This is a genomic window from Lentzea atacamensis, assembly GCF_003269295.1.
Classification (GTDB): Bacteria; Actinomycetota; Actinomycetes; order Mycobacteriales; family Pseudonocardiaceae; genus Lentzea; species Lentzea atacamensis.
In genome coordinates, this window is record NZ_QLTT01000004.1 from 244,934 (window position 1) to 267,090 (window position 22,157).

At 67.8% G+C, this 22,157-nt stretch carries 20 protein-coding genes; 11 read left to right on the forward strand and 9 right to left on the reverse strand.

What is annotated here, in order from left to right:
* The first annotated feature begins 15 nt into the window (after positions 1 to 15).
* A complete protein-coding gene (locus C8D87_RS20135) occupies positions 16 to 663 on the forward strand; it encodes an SIMPL domain-containing protein (protein WP_109637415.1) in 648 nt (215 codons plus the stop codon).
* Here C8D87_RS20135 and C8D87_RS20140 read toward each other — a convergent pair.
* Positions 650 to 1,117, reverse strand: a complete 468-nt coding sequence (locus C8D87_RS20140) for an HAD domain-containing protein (protein WP_112227909.1) — start codon at positions 1,115 to 1,117, stop codon at positions 650 to 652. The two genes, C8D87_RS20135 and C8D87_RS20140, sit on opposite strands and share 14 nt — an antisense overlap.
* 23 nt (positions 1,118 to 1,140) lie before the next feature.
* On the opposite strand from C8D87_RS20140, the gene mug reads away from it, so the two are divergent.
* Positions 1,141 to 1,635, forward strand: coding sequence for a G/U mismatch-specific DNA glycosylase (mug, locus tag C8D87_RS20145; RefSeq protein WP_112227910.1), 495 nt, complete (start codon positions 1,141 to 1,143; stop codon positions 1,633 to 1,635).
* A 193-nt stretch (positions 1,636 to 1,828) separates the two neighbouring features.
* Complete coding sequence (locus C8D87_RS20150) at positions 1,829 to 4,660, forward strand: AfsR/SARP family transcriptional regulator (RefSeq protein WP_109637422.1); 2,832 nt, start codon at positions 1,829 to 1,831, stop codon at positions 4,658 to 4,660.
* On the opposite strand, the gene C8D87_RS20155 is transcribed toward C8D87_RS20150, so the two are convergent.
* The gene (locus C8D87_RS20155) at positions 4,650 to 5,201 is read right to left on the reverse strand and encodes an NlpC/P60 family protein (protein WP_109637424.1); all 552 of its coding nucleotides are present in this window, start codon (positions 5,199 to 5,201) and stop codon (positions 4,650 to 4,652) included. The two genes, C8D87_RS20150 and C8D87_RS20155, sit on opposite strands and share 11 nt — an antisense overlap.
* Before the next feature lie 142 nt (positions 5,202 to 5,343).
* Here C8D87_RS20155 and C8D87_RS20160 point away from each other — a divergent pair, with 142 nt between their 5' ends.
* From C8D87_RS20160 to C8D87_RS20175, 4 genes are all read left to right on the forward strand, one after another.
* A complete protein-coding gene (locus C8D87_RS20160; RefSeq protein ID WP_109637426.1) occupies positions 5,344 to 5,817 on the forward strand; it encodes a hypothetical protein in 474 nt (157 codons plus the stop codon).
* Between the two features lie 30 nt (positions 5,818 to 5,847).
* Positions 5,848 to 6,606 carry an LLM class flavin-dependent oxidoreductase gene (locus tag C8D87_RS20165; RefSeq protein ID WP_109637428.1) on the forward strand — a complete coding sequence of 253 codons (759 nt, stop codon included), beginning with the start codon at positions 5,848 to 5,850 and terminating at the stop codon, positions 6,604 to 6,606.
* A 75-nt stretch (positions 6,607 to 6,681) separates the two neighbouring features.
* Positions 6,682 to 7,311 carry a DUF4041 domain-containing protein gene (locus C8D87_RS20170; RefSeq protein WP_170154978.1) on the forward strand — a complete coding sequence of 210 codons (630 nt, stop codon included), beginning with the start codon at positions 6,682 to 6,684 and terminating at the stop codon, positions 7,309 to 7,311.
* Between the two features lie 38 nt (positions 7,312 to 7,349).
* Positions 7,350 to 7,796, forward strand: coding sequence for an SRPBCC family protein (locus C8D87_RS20175; protein ID WP_109637433.1), 447 nt, complete (start codon positions 7,350 to 7,352; stop codon positions 7,794 to 7,796).
* On the opposite strand, the gene C8D87_RS20180 is transcribed toward C8D87_RS20175, so the two are convergent.
* Genes C8D87_RS20180 through C8D87_RS20190 form a run of 3 tightly spaced genes read right to left on the reverse strand, consistent with a single transcriptional unit; the run spans position 7,790 to position 10,724 of the window.
* The gene (locus C8D87_RS20180) at positions 7,790 to 9,328 is read right to left on the reverse strand and encodes a phytoene desaturase family protein (RefSeq protein ID WP_112227912.1); all 1,539 of its coding nucleotides are present in this window, start codon (positions 9,326 to 9,328) and stop codon (positions 7,790 to 7,792) included. The genes C8D87_RS20175 and C8D87_RS20180 overlap by 7 nt on opposite strands.
* Positions 9,325 to 10,188, reverse strand: a complete 864-nt coding sequence (locus C8D87_RS20185; RefSeq protein ID WP_112227913.1) for an NAD-dependent epimerase/dehydratase family protein — start codon at positions 10,186 to 10,188, stop codon at positions 9,325 to 9,327. The genes C8D87_RS20180 and C8D87_RS20185 overlap by 4 nt, the downstream gene beginning before the upstream one ends.
* A complete protein-coding gene (locus C8D87_RS20190) occupies positions 10,185 to 10,724 on the reverse strand; it encodes a hemerythrin domain-containing protein (protein WP_109637441.1) in 540 nt (179 codons plus the stop codon). The genes C8D87_RS20185 and C8D87_RS20190 overlap by 4 nt, the downstream gene beginning before the upstream one ends.
* 205 nt (positions 10,725 to 10,929) lie before the next feature.
* Between C8D87_RS20190 and C8D87_RS20195 the strand changes: the two genes are divergently transcribed.
* Positions 10,930 to 12,168: an ABC transporter substrate-binding protein gene (locus C8D87_RS20195; RefSeq protein WP_146771796.1), complete on the forward strand. Its 1,239-nt coding sequence runs from the start codon at positions 10,930 to 10,932 to the stop codon at positions 12,166 to 12,168.
* 49 nt (positions 12,169 to 12,217) lie between these two features.
* Here C8D87_RS20195 and C8D87_RS20200 read toward each other — a convergent pair whose 3' ends face one another.
* Positions 12,218 to 14,548, reverse strand: coding sequence for a Tex family protein (locus C8D87_RS20200; RefSeq protein WP_112227915.1), 2,331 nt, complete (start codon positions 14,546 to 14,548; stop codon positions 12,218 to 12,220).
* 48 nt (positions 14,549 to 14,596) lie between these two features.
* Here C8D87_RS20200 and C8D87_RS20205 point away from each other — a divergent pair, with 48 nt between their 5' ends.
* Positions 14,597 to 15,688: an alkaline phosphatase family protein gene (locus tag C8D87_RS20205; protein WP_233439596.1), complete on the forward strand. Its 1,092-nt coding sequence runs from the start codon at positions 14,597 to 14,599 to the stop codon at positions 15,686 to 15,688.
* Between the two features lie 11 nt (positions 15,689 to 15,699).
* Positions 15,700 to 16,560, forward strand: coding sequence for a patatin-like phospholipase family protein (locus C8D87_RS20210; RefSeq protein WP_112227916.1), 861 nt, complete (start codon positions 15,700 to 15,702; stop codon positions 16,558 to 16,560).
* Between the two features lie 30 nt (positions 16,561 to 16,590).
* Here C8D87_RS20210 and C8D87_RS20215 read toward each other — a convergent pair whose 3' ends face one another.
* Both C8D87_RS20215 and C8D87_RS45220 read right to left on the reverse strand, forming a co-directional pair.
* Positions 16,591 to 17,643, reverse strand: coding sequence for a hypothetical protein (locus C8D87_RS20215; protein ID WP_146771797.1), 1,053 nt, complete (start codon positions 17,641 to 17,643; stop codon positions 16,591 to 16,593).
* A gap of 41 nt (positions 17,644 to 17,684) precedes the next feature.
* On the reverse strand, positions 17,685 to 19,208 hold the full coding sequence (locus tag C8D87_RS45220) for a Mom family adenine methylcarbamoylation protein (protein ID WP_146771798.1): 1,524 nt from the start codon (positions 19,206 to 19,208) through the stop codon (positions 17,685 to 17,687).
* 463 nt (positions 19,209 to 19,671) lie between these two features.
* Here C8D87_RS45220 and C8D87_RS20225 point away from each other — a divergent pair, with 463 nt between their 5' ends.
* Entirely contained in the window at positions 19,672 to 21,768 is a 2,097-nt protein-coding gene (locus C8D87_RS20225; protein WP_170166538.1) for a discoidin domain-containing protein, read from the forward strand.
* Here C8D87_RS20225 and C8D87_RS20230 read toward each other — a convergent pair.
* Entirely contained in the window at positions 21,765 to 22,070 is a 306-nt protein-coding gene (locus C8D87_RS20230) for a hypothetical protein (protein WP_215732400.1), read from the reverse strand. The two genes, C8D87_RS20225 and C8D87_RS20230, sit on opposite strands and share 4 nt — an antisense overlap.
* Positions 22,071 to 22,157 lie beyond the last annotated feature (87 nt).

Consider the following 22,157-nt stretch of genomic DNA (forward strand, 5'->3'; position numbering starts at 1 on the left):
GGTTCGATCTCCGCCATGCTGAACTCGCAGATGGTGGAAAGACCCTGGGGCGTGACCGTCTTCGGCGCGGCGGACGTGAAGGCGCGCCCGGACCTGGTCCGCGTCAGGTTCAAGGTGAGCCGCGTGGAACAGACGCCGTCGGAGTCGTTCGCCGCCGCCAGCGAGGCCATCGGCGCGGTGCGCCAGGTGCTGCGCGGCCACGGTGTGCCCGACGCGGCGGTCGAACGCTCCCACCTGGACCTGCAGAGCTCCCACACCTACGGCACGCCGCGGGAGTTCCTCGGCTACCAGTGCGAGGCGACGTTCGCGGTGGAGACGCGCGACCTCGACGACGTGCAGCCGCTCCTGGTGGACCTGGTCGCGGCCGGCGCCAACGAGATCGCCGGGGTGGAGTTCGACGTGTCGGGCAAGGCGGAACTGCGCGCCGAGGCCCGCAGGCAGGCCGTCGCGGCCGCGCGCCGGAAGGCGGAGCTGTACGCCGAGGCCGCGCTGGTGCGGCTGGGGTCCGTGGTGCACATCGAGGACGTGGATCCGGAGAAGGCGGGCGGTGGGCGGTACCGGGGGCACGGGGGCGGTGGGGACGCTTCGGCTGACGACCTCGCGCCGGGGCACGTCGTGGTGATGGCGGCGGTGATCCTGGGGTTCTCGATCAACCACGGGTGAGGCGGAGCCAGGCGTCCAGCTCCAGGTAGTCGGCGTCCGTCAGGCCGTGGCGCGGGTTCACCCTGTGCAGCAGGGCTTTGCCATGATGGTGGGCCACCCAGGCGCGGTCCCGGTCGGTCAGCTCGTCGTCGACCCAGGCGAACGGCCTGTTTCCGGCGTACGTGACCAGCCCGCGGGTTTTCCAGTGCAGGCCGAGGTGTGTGTCCTGCGCTTCGGCTTCCGGGTCGTCCGCCCAGTTCGCGACTGGCAGCCGCGGCAGGCCGAGCAGGGGCGAGAGGTGTTCGTTCGCGTCGTCCATCCAGGTCGTCGCCCACACGAGCTCGCACGGCAGGGCGGCGAGCCACGGGCCGTGCAGAGGGGCCAGGCGGGTGAGTCCGGGTTCTCCGGCGACTCCGTCACCGAACGGGAGGAGCGGGCCGTCGACGTCGAGGAACAGGATCGGGAGACCGGTCACCCGGACACCGTAGGCTTGATCGCGTGATTCCCGACGTGATCAAGCCAGGGCTGGAAGTGCTCTTCTGCGGTATCAACCCCGGCCTCGTGTCGGAGGCGACCGGCCATCACTTCGCGCGGCCGGGAAACCGGTTCTGGCCCGCCCTGCATTTGTCCGGTTTCACGCCGCGGCTCTTCGCGCCGGCCGAGCAGCTGGAGCTCCTCCCGCTCGGACTCGGCATCACGAACGTCGTCGCGCGGCCGTCCGCCAAAGCCGACGAATTAACAATTGACGAACTCAAAGCGGGTGGGGCCGAGCTCGCCGAAAAAGTCGAGCGGTATTCACCGAAGGTTCTCGCGGTGCTCGGTGTGACGGTGTACCGGGCGGCGTTCGGGCGCAAGAAAGCACAGGTGGGGCCGCAGGACGACACCGTGGGCGGTGCGCGGGTGTGGTTGTTGCCCAATCCGAGCGGGTTGAACGCGCACTGGCAGTTGCCGGCGCTCGCGGAGGAGTTCGGCAGGCTCAAAGCGAGCTTGTGAAAGCGAGACGGAAGTTCACATTCATGCCCACTCAAAGTGGGCTGGACGGAGTGAACTCTGGTCTGGTTGCATCCGGATCTGCGTCCATTCGAGTGGCCTTCACCGGAAAGTGGAACCGCGTACGCCCGGGGTGCGCCAAAGTTTGGCTATTCCGCGCAGAACATGGTGAATCTTCAACACTGGTGGGGGCGCAGTGGAGATCAGGATTCTGGGGCCGATCGAACCGGCGGTGCCGCCGAAGCCCGCGCAGATCCTAGCGGTCCTGGCTGTCGAGTGCGGGAAGATCGTGCCCGTCGACCGGCTCATCGACCTCATCTGGGGTGAGGAGCCGCCTCCGCAGGCCCGCAAGTCGCTGCAGGTGCACATCAGCAGCCTGCGCCGGGCCGGGTTGCCGGTCGAGCACCGGGCGGCGGGATACGTGCTCAACGCCGAGCCCGAGAGCGTGGATCTGCACCTGTTCCGCAGGCGGGTCGCGGACGCCGGGGACGAGGCCGACCTCAAGGTCAAGGCCGAGACGCTCCACCAGGCGCTCGGGCTGTGGCGCGGGACGCCGGTGGTGTTCGCGCAGACGCTCGAGGTGCAACGGCTCGCGGCTGCGGAGGCGTGGGCCGACGCCGAGCTCGCGCTGGGGCGGCACTCCGAGGTCGTCGACCCGCTCGGGGCCTTCGTCAGCGAGTACCCGCTGGCGGAGCGGCTCAGGGGCCAGCTCATGACCGCGCTCGCCAGGGCCGGGCGCCGGGCGGACGCGATGCGGGTGTTCCGCGAGACGCGCAGGGTGCTGGTCGACGAACTGGGCGTCGAGCCGGGGGAGCAGCTCCAGCAGCTCTACCGCGACGTGCTGGAGGGCGCGCGGGACAGCCGGCGCAACTACCTGCCGCGCGATGCCGGAGACTTCACCGGGCGCGACCGGGAGCTCAGCAGGCTCCTCGACAGCGACGGCGGTGTCTGGTGGATCGAGGGACCGGCGGGTGTCGGCAAGTCGGCTCTGGCGGTGCACGCGGCGCACCGGCTCGCGGACCGGTATCCGGACGGGCAGCTGTTCGTCGACCTGCACTCGCCGTCAGGGGCGCTGGACTCGTTGCTGCGCGCGATGGACGTGCCCAGCGCGCGGATTCCGGAGTCGGCCGAGGAACGCGCGGCGCTGTGGCGGGCGACGGTCAGCGGGCGGCGCGTGGTGATCGTGCTGGACGGCGTCACGAGCGTGTCGCAGGTCAGGCCGCTGCTGCCGGGCAGCCCAGGCTGCCTGACGCTGATCACGAGCCGCAGCCGGCTGTGCGGGCTGGAAGGTGTGCGGCGGATTCCGCTGGACGTGCTGAGCAGCGACGAGGCGGTCACGCTCCTGCGACGGATCCTGGGCGACGACCGGGTTTCCGCGGAACCCGACCAGGCCGACGAGGTGGCGCGGCTGTGCGGGTACCTGCCGCTCGCGGTGCGGATCACCGGCGCGCGGCTGGCCGGGCGGGCGCACTGGCCGGTGTCGAAGCTGGTGAGACGGCTCGCCGACGAGCGCAGCAGGCTGGACGAGCTGGTCGCCGACGACCTGGCGGTGCGGTCGAGCCTGGAGCTCACGTATCGGGCGCTCGACGAGAACGCCCGTAGCGCGTACCGGATCTTCGGGTTCCTCGGGCTGCCCGAGGTGCCGAGCTTCCTGTGGATGCACCTGCTCGACGAGGACGTGCTCGACCAGCTCGTCGACGCGCGGCTGCTCGACGTCATCGGCAGCGCGCGGTACCGGATGCACGAGCTGGTGCGGCTGCACGCCCGTGAGCTCGCCGAAGCCGAGGACCCGCAAGAGGAACGCGAGGATCTCGTCCGCAGGGCCGTGGTCGCCGCGCTGTCCACTGTGGACGGGCTGACCGAACAGCTCTTCCTCGCGGTGCCGCGCATGCAGGACTCCCTCGGCATCGTCGCGACGGCCGCGCGGCCCACCGACAAGGACGCCTGGTTCGCGCGCGAGGAGAGCCTGCTGACCAGGCTCGTCGAACGTGCGGCGGAGCTCGGGCTCGCGGAGATCGCGTCCCAGCTCGCCGAGGTGCTGGTGTTCGCCTGGTTCGGGCTCAGAAACCGGTACGAGGCCTGGGAACGAACACACACGGCGGCGTTGGAGGCCGTGTGGAAGACGGGGGATCTGAGGCTGGAGGCGGTGCTGCGCTGCAGCCTCGGCCAGATGTACTACAAGCGTGACAACCTGGTGGAAGCGCGGTCGTGGTTCGACACCGCGCAGACGCTGTTCGTGAACCTGGGCGACAAACGCGGTGAGGCCGTCGCGATGAACGGCATCGGCATGGTGTGCCGTGATCTCGGTGAGTACCCGTGCGCACTGGAGGCGCTCGGCAGGGCCCGCGAGCTCCTGGAGTCGCACGACACCGAGGGAGTCGGTCACGCGCTCTACGGAATCGGCTCCGTCAAACGAGAACTCGGCGACGACGAGGGAGCCCTGGGCACCCTCACGCTGGCGGAAACGACCTACCGCGCGGCGCAGAGCAGGAGGGGCGAAGCCCTGGCGGCACGGGGGATCGGGCTGGTGCACCGCGCCCGCGGCGAGCTGGACCTGGCCGAGGAGCACATCGTGCGCGCCCACGAGATGGTCGCGGGCACCGGGGACGAGCTGCTCGGCTGCTACACCGCCCAGGCGTGGGCGAAGGTGTTGCTGCGCAAGGGTTCGTTCGACCCGGCCGAGGAGCTCCTCGGCACCGCGATGAACGGCTGCCGCGACGTCGGCGACCGGTTCGGTGAGGCGCTCGTCCGCCGCACCCTGGGAGAGTTGCGGCTCGCGGCCGGCGACCACCACGGCGCGCGGATCGTGCTGACCGAGGCGCTGGCGTCGTTCACCGATCTCGGCCTGCCGCTGTGGCGGGCTCGGACGCTCAGAGACCTCGGTGCGGTCCACGCCCGCCTGGGGGAAGGTGCGGGCGCGGACCGCTGCTGGGGTGAGGCCGCCGAGCTGTTCACGCGACTGGGCACCCGTGAAGCCGGGGAAGTTCACCAGTGGCGCACTCGGTGGCACCGGCTGGTCAGCCGGTGATCTTCTTGTACTTCCACGGCGCGTAGCCGCCGCTCTTCAGCGAGGAGATCGACACCTTCTCGTGGTCCATGTCGGTGGCGGTGCTGCCCTCCTCGTAGATCCACGCGACGGTGTGCGCCGAGTCGGCCCACTTCTCGAACAGCTTCACGTGGCCGTTGCGCAGGATCATGTCGCCGGGCTTGAGCCCGCCCCACGTGATCTTCGTGGCGACCTCGTCCAAAGTGGACGTGTTGCGGCTGGTGGTCAGCTTCCACGCCATGGAGACGAAGCCGGAGCAGTCCGTCCGGTACTTCTTGCCCTTGTTGATGTCCCACGCGTAGGCGCTCTGGCTGTACGGGATCTTGCGGTCCCACCAGTCCTTCGCCCGCTTCATGACCTCGGTGCGGGTGATCGCGCCCCCGTACCCGGCCGCCGCCTCGACCTGCGAGATGGCGGTCTCCTGCTCGGCGGGACCCTCCGGCGCGGCCTGGGCGACGCCGCTGAGGCCGCCCAGCAGCCCGAGTGAAATGGCGGTCGCCGCGACGGCGTGGCGAATGCGCATCGTTGTAGCTCCGATCGACTTGTTGGTGACGACCGGGACTGTCCACGAGCGCGCCAAAGATCGGCCAAAGACCGATTTAGGCATCTCTTTACCGCTTCTTCCTAGCTTCGCCGCACTTCGGTTTGGGCATAAGGAGAAGAGCATGTTCGTTCGCATGATCACCGCGGTGATCGCGATGTTCGCCGCACTCGTGGTGGGGGCGTCGGTCGCACAGGCGGCCCCCGCCAAGTACACGCACTCGCAGGCGACCGCGCAGCTGCGCGCGGCCGGGATCACCTGGTCGTCCAGCGGCGGCTGCAGCGACCGCAACCGTCCGAACTGCACCTCGTTCGAACAGGTCAACCAGATGAGCATCGCGGGAGCCAAGACGCTCAAGCGGGCGTCGGGCTGCGCGCTCAACGTCACCGGTGGCACCGAGACCGGGCACGCGTCGGGCACCTACTCGCACTGGAACGGCTACAAGCTCGACTTCTCACTGTCGACCTGCCTCAACAACTACGTGACCCGGACCTTCACGTCCATCGGCGGCAACAAGTGGCGGTCGGGCTCCGGCAACATCTACTACCGCGAGTCGAACCACTGGGACGTCCTGTACTACAACTGCGGCGGTTGCTGAGCCGAGCCCGGGGCCGGTAGTAGTGGAGGGGTGACTACACTCGGCGCTGTCTACCGGCCCCAGCTCCCGCCAGAGAACCTCCGATCCGTCGTGCTCGCCGCTGAGGATTCCGGTGTGGACTCGTTGTGGCTGTGGGAGGACTGCTTCCTGGAGAGCGGCATCGCCTGCGCCTCCGCCGCGCTGGCCTGGACGTCCAGGCTGAAGGTCGGGGTCGGCCTGCTGCCGGTGCCGTTGCGCAACGTCGCGCTCACCGCCATGGAGGCCGCGACGCTGGACCGGCTGTTCCCCGGCCGCGTCACCATCGGCGTCGGGCACGGCCTGCAGTCGTGGATGGGACAGGTCGGAGCGAGGGTCTCGTCACCGCTCACCCTGCTGCGCGAGTACACGGAGGCGTTGAAGGCGCTGCTGGCCGGTGAGAACGTGACCTGTGCCGGCAAGTACGTGTCGCTGACCGGTGTGGCGCTGGACTGGCCGCCCGCCGCGCCGATGCCGATCTACGTGGGCGGGCTCGGGCCCAGGACGCTGGAGCTCGCCGGCCAGGTGGGCGACGGCACGATCCTGGACGCGTCGGCTGATCTCGACCGCGTGCGCGAGACGCGGGCAAGCCGTGAGCACCCGATCGTCGTCTACGTGGAGACCGATTCGCGCGACCGCGCGTTCGTCACGGATCTCGTCGCGTCGGTGGCTGAAGCGGGCGCTACCAGCGTGATCTTGCAACAGTCGGCCACGAGTGAGGACCCGGAAGGGTTCGTCCGATTCGTGGGTTCACTCGATGGAGTGAGTGCATAGCGCGGTAGATAACGGTGGATACCTCCTTGCGATGGAACGGTTGTGGGCCTTTCGTCGCTGTTCGGGGAGGTAATGATGCTTGGGCGCAAGAGCCGCCGGATCGCTGAGCTGGAGCGGGCCATGGAAGGCCTGCAGGAGCTGCTCGCTCGAATCGGTGACGCCCGAACAGCGCAAACGGAGGCGTTGGAAGAGGTCGACCGTGCGGGAGCCGAGCTCGTCGCGCTGCGGCACCGCATCGACAACGCGCGGGCCGAGCTGCAGCCGTTGAAGGAGGAGCTGACCTTCCAGCGGGCCGGCGTCTTCCGCACCGACACCGTCACCGACCACCAGACGCAGATCGACATGATCCACTCCGAGATGAAGACTCTGATCAAGACCGGCGCCGCGATCGAGGGCGGCGGGCAGGTCACCTACAACGGGTCGGACGCCACGGGGCGGCGGCTCCTCGAGGACTGGTCGGCGCTGATGCTCCGCTCGTACAACTGCGAGGCCGAGAACTGCCTGCGCATGTTGCGAGCCGGGGGCCTGGACGCCGCCCGCAGGCGGCTCGATCGCGCGGCGTCGGCGATCGAGCGGCTCAGCGGCACGTTCGCCCTCCGGATCTCGCCGCGCTACCAGGCCCTGCGAACCTACGAGCTGGAGCTCACCGCCGACCACCTGCAGCGCAAGGCCGAGAGCCGCCGCACCCGCCGGATCGCCTCCTGAGCCGGGTTGCTTTCTGACGGGCTGGGTACCTCACCTGCGTGGCTGAGGTTTCGCTGGACGTAGAAGCTCCGATCGACGCCGTCTGGGCCGTGCTCGCCGACGGCTGGTCCTACGCGGGATGGGTGGTGGGCGCGTCCCACATCCGCGACGTGGACACCGGCTGGCCCAAGCCGGGTACGCGCATCCACCACAGCGTGGGGCCGTGGCCGCTGGTCATCGACGACACCACCGAGGTCGTGCGCTGTGAGCCGTCCCGGCTGCTCGAGCTGGACGCCCGGCTGTGGCCGGCGGGGGCAGCGAGGATCACCTTCACCCTGCGCGCCCGGTCGGAGGCACTCACCGAGGTGCGGATGACCGAGAGCGTGGAGCGCGGCCCGACCTCGGTCCTGCCGTCGTTCCTGCAGGACCTGCTGTTGACTCCACGCAACAGGGAGACGCTGCAGCGCCTCAGCGCGCTGGCTCAGGGCCGCTCAGCAGTTCAGTAGACGGCTTTGTGCAGGCCCTGGATCAGCAGCCGGTACACCTCGCCCGCCGCACCCCACCGCGCCAGCGCCGCCCGTGCCGCGTTCGCCCCCGTCGCGCCGTGCACGCCGCCACCCGGCCACGCCGACGAGCTCGCCAGGTAGAGCCGGTCGAACGGGGTGTCGGCCCGGCCGAGACCGGGCATCGGCCGGAAGATCAGCTGCTGGTGGATGGCCGCCGTGCCGCCGTTGACCGTGCCGATCTGCTCCGGGCCCAGCACCGAGCGCTTGACGATGCGGGAGCGGAAGCCGGGTGCGCGTTCCTCGATGACCTGTTCGATGCGGTCGGCGCGGCGCTTCAGGCGGTCTTCTGTCCACTTGCCACCGAGCGGGACGTGTGTGTACGCCCAGGCGGCTTCGGTGCCGGAGGGGGAGCGTGACGGGTCGGTCGTCGTCATCTGACCCATGATCGTGAACGGGGTGCGCGGGACCTTGCCGCACGCCAGTTCGTGGGCGAAGCCGGCCATGCCGTTGAGGTCGCCGCCGATGTGGATGGTGCCCGCCTGCGCGGCTTCCGGGTTGGTCCACGGGATCGGGCCCGACAGCGCCCAGTCGACCTTGATCGTGTCGCCGTCCCACTGGAACTTCTTCAGGTCCTCGGCGAGCTTCGGCGGCAGACCGTTCTCGCCGATCAGGTCGAGGTACAGGTTCGGTGCGGGGATGTCGGCGAGGACGGCTCGGCGTGCGCGCACAACGGAACCGTCTGCCAGACGCACGCCCACGGCGACACCGCGCGCGTGCAGAACAGAGCTCACTCGCGCGTTCGTCTCGATGCGACCGCCGAAGCGGCGCACCAGCGACGCCGTCAGTTCGCCCGCTCCGCCGCGCGGCACGGGGTTGCCGACGTCCTGGCCGAGCATGGCGAGCAGCCAGCCGAAGCCCGCGCCGCCCGCCTGGTCCGGGCCGAGGTCCGTGTGCATCGTGTTGCCCGCCAGCAACACTCGCGCACCATCGCCCTCGAAGAGTTCCTCGCCGAGACGGCGCACGGGCAACGTCAGCATGCGTGCCAGGCGAAGGGCGTCTCCCGCGCCTGCGGCCTTCAACAAGGACAGCGCGCCACGCACCGGTGGAAACGGACGCAGCAGTGAGCCCAGCACGGCCTCACGCACGGACATCCAGCGCGTGTACTCGGCGTGCCAGCGATCGGCGTCCGCGTCGGCGAAAGCACCGACCGACTTCGCGGTCGTCTCCACCTCACGAGAGAGGAGCGCCACGCGGTCGTCGGGCAGGACGTGGGCGAGCACGGCCGGTGCGTGCTGCCACTGCACGTCGAGGTTCAACGCGCCGATGACCGGCGAGCCGAGGCCGAGCGGGTAGAACGCGCTGTAGACGTCGTTCGTGAAGCCCGGTGCGGTGATCTCGGCGGACGTGACGGCACCGCCGGGGGTGGCGCGCTGCTCCAGCACCAGGACGTCCCAGCCCGCGTCCGCCAGCAACGTCGCCGCGACCAGCCCGTTCGGTCCCGCGCCGATGACGACCGCGTCCACCTCGTTCACACACGCCTCCCCATCGCCACGACGACCTCACTCAGCACATCACGCGCGTCGTGTTCCGGCCACCATTCCAGATCCTTGTGCGCTCGGGTGGTCCGCACGAGAGGTGCCTGATCGGCCATCCGGACCCACTCGGGGGTCAGTGGCTGCAGCCTGAGCTTCGCCGTCGCCCCCGCCAGCTTCTCGACCAGCGGATAAGGCACCGGGAGCCGGCCGGCGCCGACGCGTTCGGCGATCATCGGCGCAGTCAACACCGGTTCGGCTGCGAGGTTGAAGGCACCCAATGCCCTACGGCGCACTATCTCGACGATCGCGCGCGCCACGTCGTCGGAGTGCACGAGCTGCAGGCGCAGACCGTTCCACAACGGAATCGGCAGCAACGGCAGCAGTTTCGGCGAGAGCCAGCGGCTGAGCAGCCAACGTCGAAGCTGCTCAGCCGCTGAGGCCTGCGCGATGCCGCACGGCCTGATGACCGTGCACGGCAACGGATAGCGCCTGATCATCTGCTCCAGCAGCACCTTGTGCGCGCTGTAGGTGCTGCCGGGGATGCCCGTCACGGGCCACGACTCGTCAACACGGCTGTAGCGCGCCGCCGGTGCGTAGGCGGCCACCGACGACGCGCAGATCAGGTGTCCCACTTCTTCTTTGACGCAGGCAGCGAGCACGTGCTCGCTGCCGTCGATGTTGGTCTCGCGGTCTGTCGGTTTGATCGCCCACGCCAGGTGCACCACGACGTCGGCACCACGGATGGCGTCGCGCAACGACGACAGCGTGCGCACGTCCACACCGACGTCCTCGAAGTCGAGGTGACGCCGTAGCGCGGTGCCCACGTTGCCGCTGCCACCGGTGACGACGATCCTCATCCGAGGACCTTGCGGATCGCGTCCCGTGCCCTGTCCACGACGGCCACGAGCGGGCCGAGCGCCAGGTTCGCGACCGGGCTCTCGACGCCGGGGTGCGGCCGGGTCGGCGCGATGGCTTCGGCGGCTTCGACCGCGCGCGCCATGCGTTCGAGGCGTTCCTGGTCGTGCACCTTGCGCAGCAGCGGGAACTCGGCCTGTTCCTCGTGGTCCGCGTGGGCGAGCACGTCGTCGCGGAGCTGCACGAGCAGCGTGTCGAAGCCCTCCGCGTCGGGCCCTATGTCGTTCATCGTGCTGAGGAGCTCCTTGGCGCGTCGTTCCTCAGCGATCCGTGCGTCCACGATCGGCTCGCCACCGCTCACGCGCGCGATGGCCGGGTGGACGATCTCCTCCTCCGCGGTCTCGTGGACCGAAAGCAGTCGCACGAGCCGATACCAAGCGTCTTTGCGTTCGTCGCCGGTCGAGGCCTCGACCTCGGCGAACAGCGTCCGGATGTTCTCGTGTTGCCTGTGCAGCAACGTGATCACGTCGTCAGCCATGCCGATCGGATACCCGAAATGTGACTGATCACGCGGTATCTCATTTCGTTCGGCGCCGAAGAAATAGCACAGTGAGTAGTCGAGCGGAAGTCACATGAACCTAACAATTCTGTGGCACGTAGCACATAGAGAGGCAATACGTGACCGATCAACGAATACTGAGCTACCGCTTAGTATGTTCTGATCTTTGGACAAGGACTCCTGCATGCCCTTCCGCCACCGTGTAGTGCCCACCGCCTTAGCGCTCGCCGTCGCCGTGGCCGGCTGTGGTGCGAAAGAAGATGCGAAAGCCCAGGTCAAGACCGGGCCGGGCGTGACAGCCGACACCATCTCTCTCGGCATCCTCACGGACATGACAGGGCCGTTCAAAGCCTCCGCGCTGACCCGCATGAAGGGCTACGAGCTCTACCTGAAGCAGGTCAACGACCGCGGGGGCATCTGCGGTCGCCGGGTGGAGCTCAAGCTGAAGGACCACGCGTACGACGTGCAGAAGGCGCTCGACGCCTACTTCGACCTCGAACCGCAGGTCCTCGGCCTGCTCGAGCTCGCGGGCACGCCCATGACCGCGGCCATCGAGCCCGACATCATGCAGACCCGCACGCTGACCGCGCCCGCCTCGTGGGCCGCGTCGCTGCTGGGCAACCCGCACATGATGATCGTGGGCACGACTTACGACCTCGACGTCATCAACGGCCTCGACCACTACAAGCGCCGCGGTGTCATCAAGGACGGCGACACCGTCGGCCACGTCTACGTCCAGGGCAGCTACGGCGACAACGCCGTCGAAGGCAGCCGGTTCGTGGGCCAGCAGTGGGGCATGAAGATCGCGGAGCAACCGATCGGTGAGACGACCGCCGACCTGGCGCAGCAGATCGGCGCCCTGAAGGCCGCCGGTGCGAAGGCCGTCGTGCTGAGCACGACGCCCGCGCAGACCGCCGCCGCGGTGGGTGTCGCCGCGGCGCTGAAGTGGGATGTGCCGTTCATGGTCAACGTCGTGGGCTTCGACACCGCGATCCTGGACTCGCCGGTCGGCGCCGCCGTGGAGAGGCAGGTCTCCGTGGTGACGTCGGTGGCGCCGTTCACCGGCACTCAGGCCGGGCCGCGCGAGGTGGCGGCGGCGTTCAACAAGAACTACCCCAACGACAAGCCCGCGATCTACGTCGACCACGGCTACACGGTCGCCAAGGTGTTCCTCGCGATCGTCGAGAAGGCCTGCAGGAACGGCGACCTCACGCGAGACGGCGTGCTGAAGGCGTTCACCGACACCAACGGCCTGGACACCCAGGGGCTGACCGGTCCGCTGCACTACTCGCTGGTGGGCCGGCCGTCCGCCACCCAGTCGTACATCACCAAGGTCGACAGGGCGGCACCCGGCGGTCTGACGACCGTGGAGGAGCTGTTCGAGTCCGAACTCGTGAAGGCCAAGGGCACGCGGGCCAAGTAAGGCCGACGAAAAGGGCCCCTCCCGGCGTGGGAGGGGCCCTTCGTCGTTCTTACTTGCCGAAGCCGGCGCGCCGCAGCGCGTCCGCCATCGAACCACTCGCGGGAGGCGGCGTGGCGCGCTGCTGGCCACCACGCTGCTGACCGCCGCCGCGTTGCGGACGACGGTCACGGCCACCGCCACCGCCATTGCCGCCCTGCTGCTTCGGAGCGGGCTTGCCCGGCTCGTCGGTCAGGCGCAGCGTCAGGCCGATGCGCTTGCGGGCCTCGTCGACCTCAAGCACCTTCACGCGCACCACGTCACCGGACTTCACGACGTCGCGCGGGTCCTTGACGTAGTTGTTGGACAGCGCCGAGATGTGCACGAGACCGTCCTGGTGCACGCCGATGTCCACGAACGCGCCGAACGCGGCCACGTTCGTCACCACGCCCTCCAGCACCATGCCGGGCTTGAGGTCGGCGATCTTCTCGACACCGTCGGCGAAGGTCGCGGTCTTGAAGGCCGGGCGCGGGTCGCGGCCGGGCTTCTCCAGCTCCTTCAGGATGTCCGTGACGGTCGGCAGACCGAACTTGTCGTCCACGAACTTCTCGGGACGCAGCTTGGTCAGCACCGCGGTGTTGCCGATCAGCTCGGCACCCGCTTCCTCCTGCATCCTCCGCACGACCGGGTACGCCTCGGGGTGCACGGACGACGCGTCCAGCGGCTCGTCGCCACCGCGGATGCGCAGGAAGCCCGCGCACTGCTCGAACGCCTTCGGGCCGAGCCGCGCGACGTTCTTCAGCGCGGCCCTGGTCCGGAACGGGCCGTTCTGGTCGCGGTGCAGCACGATGTTCTCCGCGAGACCGGCGGTGATGCCGGAGACGCGGGTCAGCAGCGGCACGGAGGCGGTGTTCAGGTCGACGCCGACCGCGTTCACACAGTCCTCGACCACCGCGTCCAGCGAGCGCGACAGCTTCGCCTCCGCCAGGTCGTGCTGGTACTGGCCGACACCGATGGACTTCGGGTCGATCTTCACCAGCTCGGCCAGCGGGTCCTGCAGGCGCCGCGCGATCGACACCGCGCCGCGGATCGACACGTCGAGGTCCGGCAGTTCCGAGGAGGCGTAGGCGGAGGCCGAGTAGACCGACGCACCCGCCTCGGAGACCACGATCTTGGTGAGCTTCAGCTCGGGGTGGCGCTTGATCAGGTCCGCGGCGAGCTTGTCCGTCTCGCGCGACGCCGTGCCGTTGCCGATCGCGATCAGGTCGACGTTGTGCTGCTTGGCCAGTGCCGCGAGCTTGGCGATCGACTCGTCCCAGCGGTTCGCGGGCACGTGCGGCTGGATGACGCCGTGCGCGACGACCTTGCCGGTGGCGTCGACGACCGCGACCTTCACACCGGTGCGGTAGCCGGGGTCGAGACCCATCGTGGCGCGGGTACCGGCCGGGGCGGCCAGCAGCAGGTCGCGCAGGTTCGACGCGAACACCTTCACGGCCTCGTCCTCGGCGAACTGGCGGAGACGCCCGCGCAGGTCGATGCCCAGGTGGACGAGGATGCGGGTCCGCCACGCCCACCGCACGGTGTCGGTGAGCCACTTGTCGGCGGGGCGGCCGCGGTCGTCGATGCCGAAGCGGGCCGCGATGCGCACCTCGAACGACGACGGGCCGTCTTCCTTCGGCTCCTCCGGCTCCAGGACGAGGTCGAGGACCTCCTCCTTCTCGCCGCGGAACAGCGCGAGGATGCGGTGCGACGGGAGCTTGGTGAAGGGCTCGTCGAACTCGAAGTAGTCGGCGAACTTGGCGCCCTCGGTCTCCTTGCCCTCGCGGACCTTGGAGACGACGCGGCCGCGCGTCCACATCTGCTCGCGCAGCTCGCCGATCAGGTCGCCGTCCTCGCCGAACCGCTCGACCAGGATGGCCCGCGCGCCCTGCAGCGCGGCCGCGGCGTCCGCGACCTCCTTGCCGGCGTCGACGAACTTCGCGGCTTCTTCCTGCGGGTTCAGCGTGGGGTCGCCCAGCAGTGCGTCGGCGAGCGGCTCCAGGCCGGCTTCCCTCGCGATCTGGGCCTTCGTGCGGCGCTTCGGCTTGTAGGGGAGGTAGAGGTCCTCGAGCCGCGCCTTGGAGTCGGCGGCGAGGATCTGCGCTTCGAGTGCCTCGTCGAGCTTGCCCTGCTCCCGGATCGAGGTGAGAACCGCCGCGCGGCGCTCCTCCAGCTCGCGCAGGTAGCCGAGCCGCTCCTCGAGCGTGCGCAGCTGCGCGTCGTCGAGACCGCCGGTCGCCTCCTTGCGGTATCGGGCGACGAACGGGACGGTCGCGCCACCGTCGAGCAGTTCGACAGCAGAGCTGACCTGGCCCGCGGCCACGCCGAGCTCGTCAGCGATCTTCTGGTGGATGAGCGTTGTCACAGCGCGCCATTCTGCCCGTTGCCCGATTCCGCGTGGCACGGTGTCCAGGTGACCATCGCCGAGGTCGTTCCGTCCCTGCTGTCGGGCCTGGACGTTCCGGGTGCCGACAACACCCTGGACCTGCCGTCCGCCCGGCGTGTCGTGCTGCTGCTCGTCGACGGCCTGGGCCACGAGCTGCTGCGCACCCACGCCGATCACGCCCCCTTTCTCGCTGCGCTGCCCGGCCGGGAGAGCTCCGCGGGCTTCCCGTCCACGACCGCCACCAGCCTCGCCTCGATCGGCACAGGCCTGCTGTCGGGCGAGCACGGCATCGTCGGCTACACGTTCTGCGTGGGCGACGAGGTGCTCAACGCCCTGACCTGGTCGCGAGCCGGCGATCACCACCACGACCTGCGCAAGACCCTCGTGCCGGAGGTCGTCCAGCCACACCCGACGCTGTTCGAACGCGCGGCGGCGGCCGGAGTCGCGGTCAGCGCGGTCGCGCCGATGAACCATCGCACCAGCGGCCTCACCCGTGCCGTCCTGCGCGGCTCGTGGTTCCGCGGCACCGCGGGCTTCGGCGACCTGGCGCTGGGCGCGGTCGCGGCGCTCGGCCAGGACCGCGCGTTCTGCTACGCCTACCACGCGGACCTCGACACGATCGGCCACTTCTACGGGCCGGGCTCCGACGAGTGGTTGCTGCAGCTGGAGTTCGTGGACGCGCTGGCCGAACGCATCGCCTCGCGGCTGCCACGCGACTCGATGCTCGTCGTGACGGCGGACCACGGCATGATCACCACGTCCGACCGGATCGACTTCGACACGGAACCCGTGCTGTGGGAGGGAGTCCGGGTGATCGCCGGTGAACCGCGCGTGCGCTACCTGCACACCGGGTCCGCGGAAGTCCTCGACGTGTGGCGGGAGTTCCTCGGCTCCAGGGCGGACGTGTTGTCGCGGGAGGAGGCCGTGGACGCGGGCTGGTTCGGCCCTGTCGGCCCGCTGGCCTTCGATCGCATCGGCGACGTCGTCGTGGCGATGAAGGGCTCGGCGGTGGTGGTCCGCAGCCAGGCCGAGCCCGTGCTGAGCAACCTGAAGGGCATTCACGGCTCGCGGACCCGTGCGGAACTGGCAATTCCGGTGCTCTTCCACCGCTCGTCCTAGGATCACCGGACGTGACGATCTCCTTGCCCGGACCGGTCGCCTTCGTGCTCGGCGGCGGAGGCAGCCTCGGTGCCTCGCAGGTGGGCATGCTGCGCGCGCTGGCGGAACACGGCGTGCGCCCGGACCTCGTCGTCGGCACCTCGGTCGGCTCGGTCAACGGCTCCCTGCTGGCACTGGACCCGGAGAAGGCGGCCGCGCGACTGGCCGTGCTGTGGGAGGGCATGACCCGCCAGCGGGTGTTCCCCGGCGGCCCGCTCGCGCAGCTGCGGTCGTTGCGCACCAACAAGACCTACCTGTTCCCGAACACCGGCCTGGCCTCCGTGCTGGTGGAGGGTTTGGACGGGTGCGCGTCGTTCGAGGACCTGACGCTGCCGTTCGGCGCGGTGTCGGTGGACTGCGTGACGGGCGAGGCGGTCAACATCACCTCCGGGCCCCTGGTCCCGGCGATCCTGGCCAGCGCGGCGATTCCCGGCGTGTATCCGCCGGTGCGCATCGACGATCGCGTGCTCTACGACGGCGGGGTGCTGGCGAACGTGCCGATCCGGCAGGCGCTGGCGATGGGCGCGCGGTCGCTGGTCGTGCTGGACTGCGCGTTCCCCGGCCACCTGCCGACGGTGCCGCAGACGCTGGCGGAGACCTTGTTGTTCTGGGCCACCTTGGGCATGCGCAACCAGGCCGTGCTGGAGGTGGAGCTGGCGTCGCAGCGCGCCCCGGTGCTGTACCTGCCGGGGCCGCCGGTGCAGGCCGTGACGCCGCTGGACTTCTCGCACACGGCGGAGCTGGTGGAGGTTTCTCATCAGGCTTCTGCGGCGTTCCTGACTTCTTTGGAGATCACCGACGCCGGGCTGTACGGCCACCCCTCACACGGCTGAACGGCTGACCTGGGCGGCGCATTCTGGGTCTTATTTGGTGGTGGAGCCGAGCACAACCGTCGACGTGGCGAGCAGTGCTGCGCCAACGAGCCCGATCGCTATGCGAACGGCAAGCGGTGACGATGCCCCCAGGATGGCCGGCAGCGCGACCAGAAGCGCGCCGAGTGCAGTCGTCGCAACTCTCAAGGTCAAGCGTGATGCGGATCTTTTGACCACCACGGGAAACCTGGCGTGAGTTGGAACGAAGTCGCTGATTTCTTGCTCACCAGTCAGAGAAATCGTAACGCGCGACAGGGTGTTGAAGTCCAGGCTTCCGGGGTGCAACCAGAACTCGACCGAGTCGTATCGCAAGGCGACTTCGTAGGAATCGTCCGAGGACACTCGCAGGAAAGTTCCATCCGTCGTGCACGAGAGCACGTGTTTGCGTTCGGGTGCATAGAGGCCGGAGTAGAAGCTCACATGAATGCGGACAGACTCGCGATCCACGACCTCGAGGCGTCCGTCGCTGTTGAAGGTCAGTGGACTTCCGGTCTGCGTCGTTGGCGGATCTATCCGGAGGAAATACGAGTTCGAGAAGGTTGAGTGCAGGACGAGTCGCCGGGCCGAACTGAGCCAGTCGCCTGCCGGGTCGACCGACTCGCGCATGTGCAGATCGGGAAAGCTGGTCACAGCGGGGTAGTATCGCTTGTTTGCGGCAGTGACCTGGTCAAGGATGACCCTGCTCCGGTTGCGTATCTCCCCTTCGTTGCGGGGGAAGTCGCCCAGGTTTACGTAGCTGCCGACCTGAAGCCGGAAAATGAATATGTCGGCCACGCACACGGCGGATATCACCTTTGCATGTCTGACTGGAAGCAGGAACGGATTATCGGTCTCGGTTTCTGCCACGAAGGCTATGGTCACTGCGGAGGACACGATGGAACCGCTCGCCACCGTGCGCTGGAGGGTGGGCGACACGTAGTCGGTCTCATACCGAAACTGGATCATCGCACCTGAGGGAAGCGCCAAGGCGGTGAGGATGTCCTCGGAATATCGTCGGCGTACGTTCGACGACAGCAGCAGAATGCTGTTCTGGTCGACTGACACGGCGCCCCCACTCGGTTGAACCCCGGTTCGGTGAAGGATTTCTAGTTTGTTGTGATCATGTCGACATCGGAGTCAACTGCGTCGCTGAGCGCGAGAAACCGGCGCCAGACACGATCTTCTGGCAGCTCGTCCAGTGTCAACCGAGTCCGCGCGCGATAGTCCAGGCCCTGTCGGACGAGTTCGTCATGCCTTTGGTACAGGACGGGCGCATCCAGCGCTTCTGCCTGGTCGCACGTTATGTCGATGACGTGACGCGAAGGGTCGTCCTCGCTTCCGATCTCGATCCAGCAATGGTGCAGGACGGGACGGTGGCGGGCGTCGGTGAACACCAGATCGCCGTAGCAGTACGTTGCATCGGCGTGGTGCTTCTTGCGCAGCTCGCGTGCCAGCCACACCGAACTGACTCCGCATTGCCCGCGGGATCGAGGCCCGCGATCTGTCACTGACAAGTAACTGGGATGGATGGTCTGGTCGGACCAGGCGCGTTCGAGTCGGATTCGATATTGGAACAGTTGATCGAGGAAAGCTGAGTCGCGGCCCGGGAGCTTGCCGTCAACCTTGGTCTTGAACGCGTGATCCTCCATCGATATGGAGATCACGTTGACGCTGTCAATGACGTTCTTCTGCATGCTTCTGTCGATACCCCGGACGGTGAGAACATTGGGCGGTGTGCCAGTTGCGTGACGGCTTGTTGATCGACGACCGCGACGAGTGACGAAGTTTCCGCGGTGTGTGTAGTGATAAGCCACCGGCGCCACGGCGAACGGGTAGAACCCGGAAGCCTGAAATGCGGCGCCCGTGAAGCCGAGCATGGGATTGAAAGCGGTGAGCAGTAGTCGGTATTCGGCACTCCGTCGTAAGGCTCGAATGGCGTGTTTCAGGGTCAGGCTGATCAGGTTGGTGGGAATACCTGGCAATCCGTACATCCTGGTCAGGACGAGGCATTCCTCGATGGGGCAACGCAGAGCTTCCGCGATCAAGCTGTCTGCAATGTATGGGCGGTCGCATGCGGAGAAAGCTGCGTAGGTAATGGGATAGGTACCCCCAGGAAGATATATGCCGTACTGAAGGTGTGTGTCACTCCGTGCTGCTCGCAGGTAGTGCAGGCGTCGTTGGTAGAGGTGTCCAACGCTCGGCTTCACTGCTCCGAAGCGGAGTGGTAATCGATCACCGTCGAGCGACTCCAGTGCCAGGCTCTTCTTGGCCGTGTACTGTTTGATCAACAACGATGTGTTTGCGTAGAGCTCGGCGTCTTCGAGTCCTTGGCGGATTTCTGCGGACTGCGTCAATGCGATGGAACGCACCATTTCGTAGACTTCGCCTGCGGTGTGTGAGCGCAGCTCCGCGTCAGGTATCGAGGGAATGTGTAGGCGAACCTGAATCTCAAAGGTGCGCTCGTCGACACCTGCGGTATGGGCATCGCGACGTATGCGCTCTTGTGAGGTTGTGATCACCTTCTCGATCAGGGGATCGCGAAGGGTATACACCAAACGCCGCCAGGACGTGCTTCGTGGCGCTCCCGGCACTGGCGTACCTGTGCCAATGCATGCCAGCTCAGTACGCATAGCGGCGGCCTCCGGTGCATCGAGAGCCGTGGTGTCCTGATGCTCGGTCAGTGTAGAAGGGGCGTGCGTCGGCCTTCCGGGTTTTAAGTGAAGAACACACAATTTGACGAATTTCCCTGCCGGGTGGACACAGTAAAGCGCCCTATCGTTGCCGCTTGCGGCAGTGTCGCTGGCACGACCGGGGCTGCTCCGAGCGAGGCGCGAGCGGCGGATGGTCGCCGTGCTCAGTCACCGGAGTGAGTCGGCTCTTCAAGCGGGACGACCGGTAGACATCGGCTCATTTGGAGCCTTTACCGATTCGGTTGGCCTGTAACTCGCTCATACCTCCGATGACCTCTTGAGTGCGGCCGTCGATTGGCGTAGACCTTTGCGCAGTACACCGAGCACGTCTTCCTACCGCCGCAGGAGGCGTCCACCAGGAGGCTGGCTCGTGCGCGAAACGTTGCGTCGTCTCGGCGTGTTGATGACCGCCGCTCTACTCGTTGTCGGCGTGAGCTCCCCGGCGCGCGCCGAGGTGCTGCACCCGCGGCAGGACTGGCTGCGGGCGTCGACGTCAGGTCTGTTCCTGCACTGGGGAATGCGGACGAACCCCGGCTACACCAGTTGCACCGCTTGGGAAGCGGCCGTCACGAACGGCGGCTGGACGGCCAAGTACTGGGTGGACGAGGCGAAGAAGCTGCACGCGCAGTACCTCGTCCTGGCGTCGTTCCACTCGCGCCTGGGCTATGCGCGGGCGTGGCCGTCGTCGATCCCCGGCAGCTGCTCGACGAAGCGCGACTTCCTGGGCGAGCTGATCGACGCCGCCTCCGCCGCGGGTTTGAAGGTCATCAACTACATGACCGACGACCCGCAGTGGCACAACGAGGGCGGCCACGAGTGGCTCGACTCGGCCGGCTACTCGAAGTACAAGGGCAAGACCGTCAACCTGCAGGAGCGCCCCGGCTTCGGCCAGTTCAGCTACGACAACTTCGTCGAGGTGATGCAGCGCTACCCGAAGCTCGCCGGGTTCTGGATCGACAACGACAACGCCTACTGGGAGCAGAACGGCCTGTACGAACGGATCCGGCGGGAACGTCCGGACATGGTCCTCAGCAACAACAACGAGGACACCCCGATCATGGACACGATCAGCAACGAGCAGAAGACCGGCATGACGCCCAACTACGACTACCCGCAGGCGGTCTACACGGCGGCGCCGCGGCTGATCGAGGCGTGCTTCAAGCTGCCGAGTTCCGGTGCGTGGTGGTACTCGGGCTCCAACTCGGCGGTCGACTACAAGCTGACGCTGGGCCGCCTCATCACCAACGCGGGGTCGGACGTCAAGGCGTTGATGGCCGAGACCGCGATGGTCAACGGGAAGTTCCCGGCGAACCAGGCCGCCTTCAACAACTTCACCGCCACCTACCTGCGGGACATCTGGGAGTCGATCGGTGGCACGTACGGTGGTGGCTACCTGCACGGTGGTCTCAAGCCGGGGTTCTGGAACGACGGCGCGCACGGTGTCACGACCGTGTCCAAGGCCAACCCGAACCAGCACTACATCCACGTGATCACGAGGCCTTCGGGTGCGACTTTGAAGGTGCGGGACAACGGTTACAAGGTCAGCCGGGTGACGAACCTGCGAACTGGCGCGGCGGTCTCGTGGACGCAGTCGGGTGGGACGATCACGCTCAACGGCATCTCGAACTGGGACCAGTACGACACCGTGTTCAAGGTCGAGACGGCTGGCAGTGAGGGGATCATTCCTTCGGCGTCGTACACGATGAGCGCGTCGGCGTCCGGGTCCGGCCATCCCGCTTCGCACGCGGCGGATGGCAACTATCAGACCTATTGGGACGCAACGGGTGCGGGGACGGTGTCGCTGCGCTTCGACCTGGGGTCGGCGAAGAAGGTCTCGTACGTCGCGCTGAACCAGCGTGAGGATTCGACGACGCATCCGGCGTCAAACTCCGCGAGGATCAAGGGGTACAACGTCTACACGTCCAACGACGGTTCCAATTGGACCAACGTGAAGTCCGGGTCGTTGGCCAACCATCGCGGTGTGCAGTTCATCGACCTGCCGGCGGGGACGACGGCGCGCCACATCCGCGTGGAGAAGACGTCGACGCAGGGCAAGGCGCAGCTGCGGGTCGACGAGGCGTGGCTGGGTTCGTCGTACCCCGGCGCGGGCGGGCCTGCACCGTCATCGCGGTACGAGGCGGAGAACGGTGTGGTGTCGCAAGGTGTAGTGGAGTCGAACCACGCAGGGTTCTCCGGCACCGGCTTCGTCAACTACGACAACGTCGCGGGCTCCGCTGTCGAGTTCAAGGTGACGAGCGACGTGGCCGGACCGCGCCAGGTGACCTTGCGGTTCGCCAACGGCACCACGGCGAACCGGCCGCTCGACATCTCGGTCAACGGCCGGCTCGCGGTGGACGAGCAGGCGTTCGCGGGCACCGGGGCGTGGACGACGTGGCAGACCGCGACCGTGACGCTCAACCTCGAAGCGGGCGAGAACACGATCAGGGCGACGGCGACGACAGCGAACGGCGGCCCGAACTTGGACTACCTGGAGATCTAGCACAACAACGTGCGCTCGATGTTCTGTTCGGCGATGTCCCGCATCGCGTCCCGGTGCGGGAAATCGCCGTCCAGCAACCGAAGCGGCCCCTCCACCAGCGACAGGTACTGCGCCAGCCGGTACAGGTTCATCCGCGCGGGGTCGAGACCCGCCACCGGCCGGTAGTGCGGCCCGAACCGCAGCTCGTGTTCCCGCTCGACGTCGAAGAACATCACGCCCTCGATGCCGGAGGACTCGCGGGCCGGCGGCAACGGGCGTGCGTGGCGCCCTCGCTTGCTGTGGATCATCCCGCTGTGGATCATCCCGATCCTCGCGCGCGGGCCATCGGCGGATCGCGTTTGCCGCAGCGGGTTTCGGGCGGTCGTGCGGGGTAGCGGCCCCGTCGTGGC

Bases quoted from the DNA above. Each gene is read 5' to 3' on its own strand.
- C8D87_RS20135 (WP_109637415.1), top strand. From the start codon at position 16: ATGCTGAACTCGCAGATGGTGGAAAGACCCTGGGGCGTGACCGTCTTC.
- C8D87_RS20155 (WP_109637424.1), bottom strand. From the start codon at position 5,201: ATGCGCATTCGCCACGCCGTCGCGGCGACCGCCATTTCACTCGGGCTG.
- C8D87_RS20160 (WP_109637426.1), top strand. From the start codon at position 5,344: ATGTTCGTTCGCATGATCACCGCGGTGATCGCGATGTTCGCCGCACTC.
- C8D87_RS20170 (WP_170154978.1), top strand. From the start codon at position 6,682: ATGCTTGGGCGCAAGAGCCGCCGGATCGCTGAGCTGGAGCGGGCCATG.
- C8D87_RS20185 (WP_112227913.1), bottom strand. From the start codon at position 10,188: ATGAGGATCGTCGTCACCGGTGGCAGCGGCAACGTGGGCACCGCGCTA.
- C8D87_RS20190 (WP_109637441.1), bottom strand. From the start codon at position 10,724: ATGGCTGACGACGTGATCACGTTGCTGCACAGGCAACACGAGAACATC.
- C8D87_RS20195 (WP_146771796.1), top strand. From the start codon at position 10,930: ATGCCCTTCCGCCACCGTGTAGTGCCCACCGCCTTAGCGCTCGCCGTC.
- C8D87_RS45220 (WP_146771798.1), bottom strand. From the start codon at position 19,208: ATGCGTACTGAGCTGGCATGCATTGGCACAGGTACGCCAGTGCCGGGA.
- C8D87_RS20225 (WP_170166538.1), top strand. From the start codon at position 19,672: ATGACCGCCGCTCTACTCGTTGTCGGCGTGAGCTCCCCGGCGCGCGCC.
- C8D87_RS20230 (WP_215732400.1), bottom strand. From the start codon at position 22,070: ATGATCCACAGCGGGATGATCCACAGCAAGCGAGGGCGCCACGCACGC.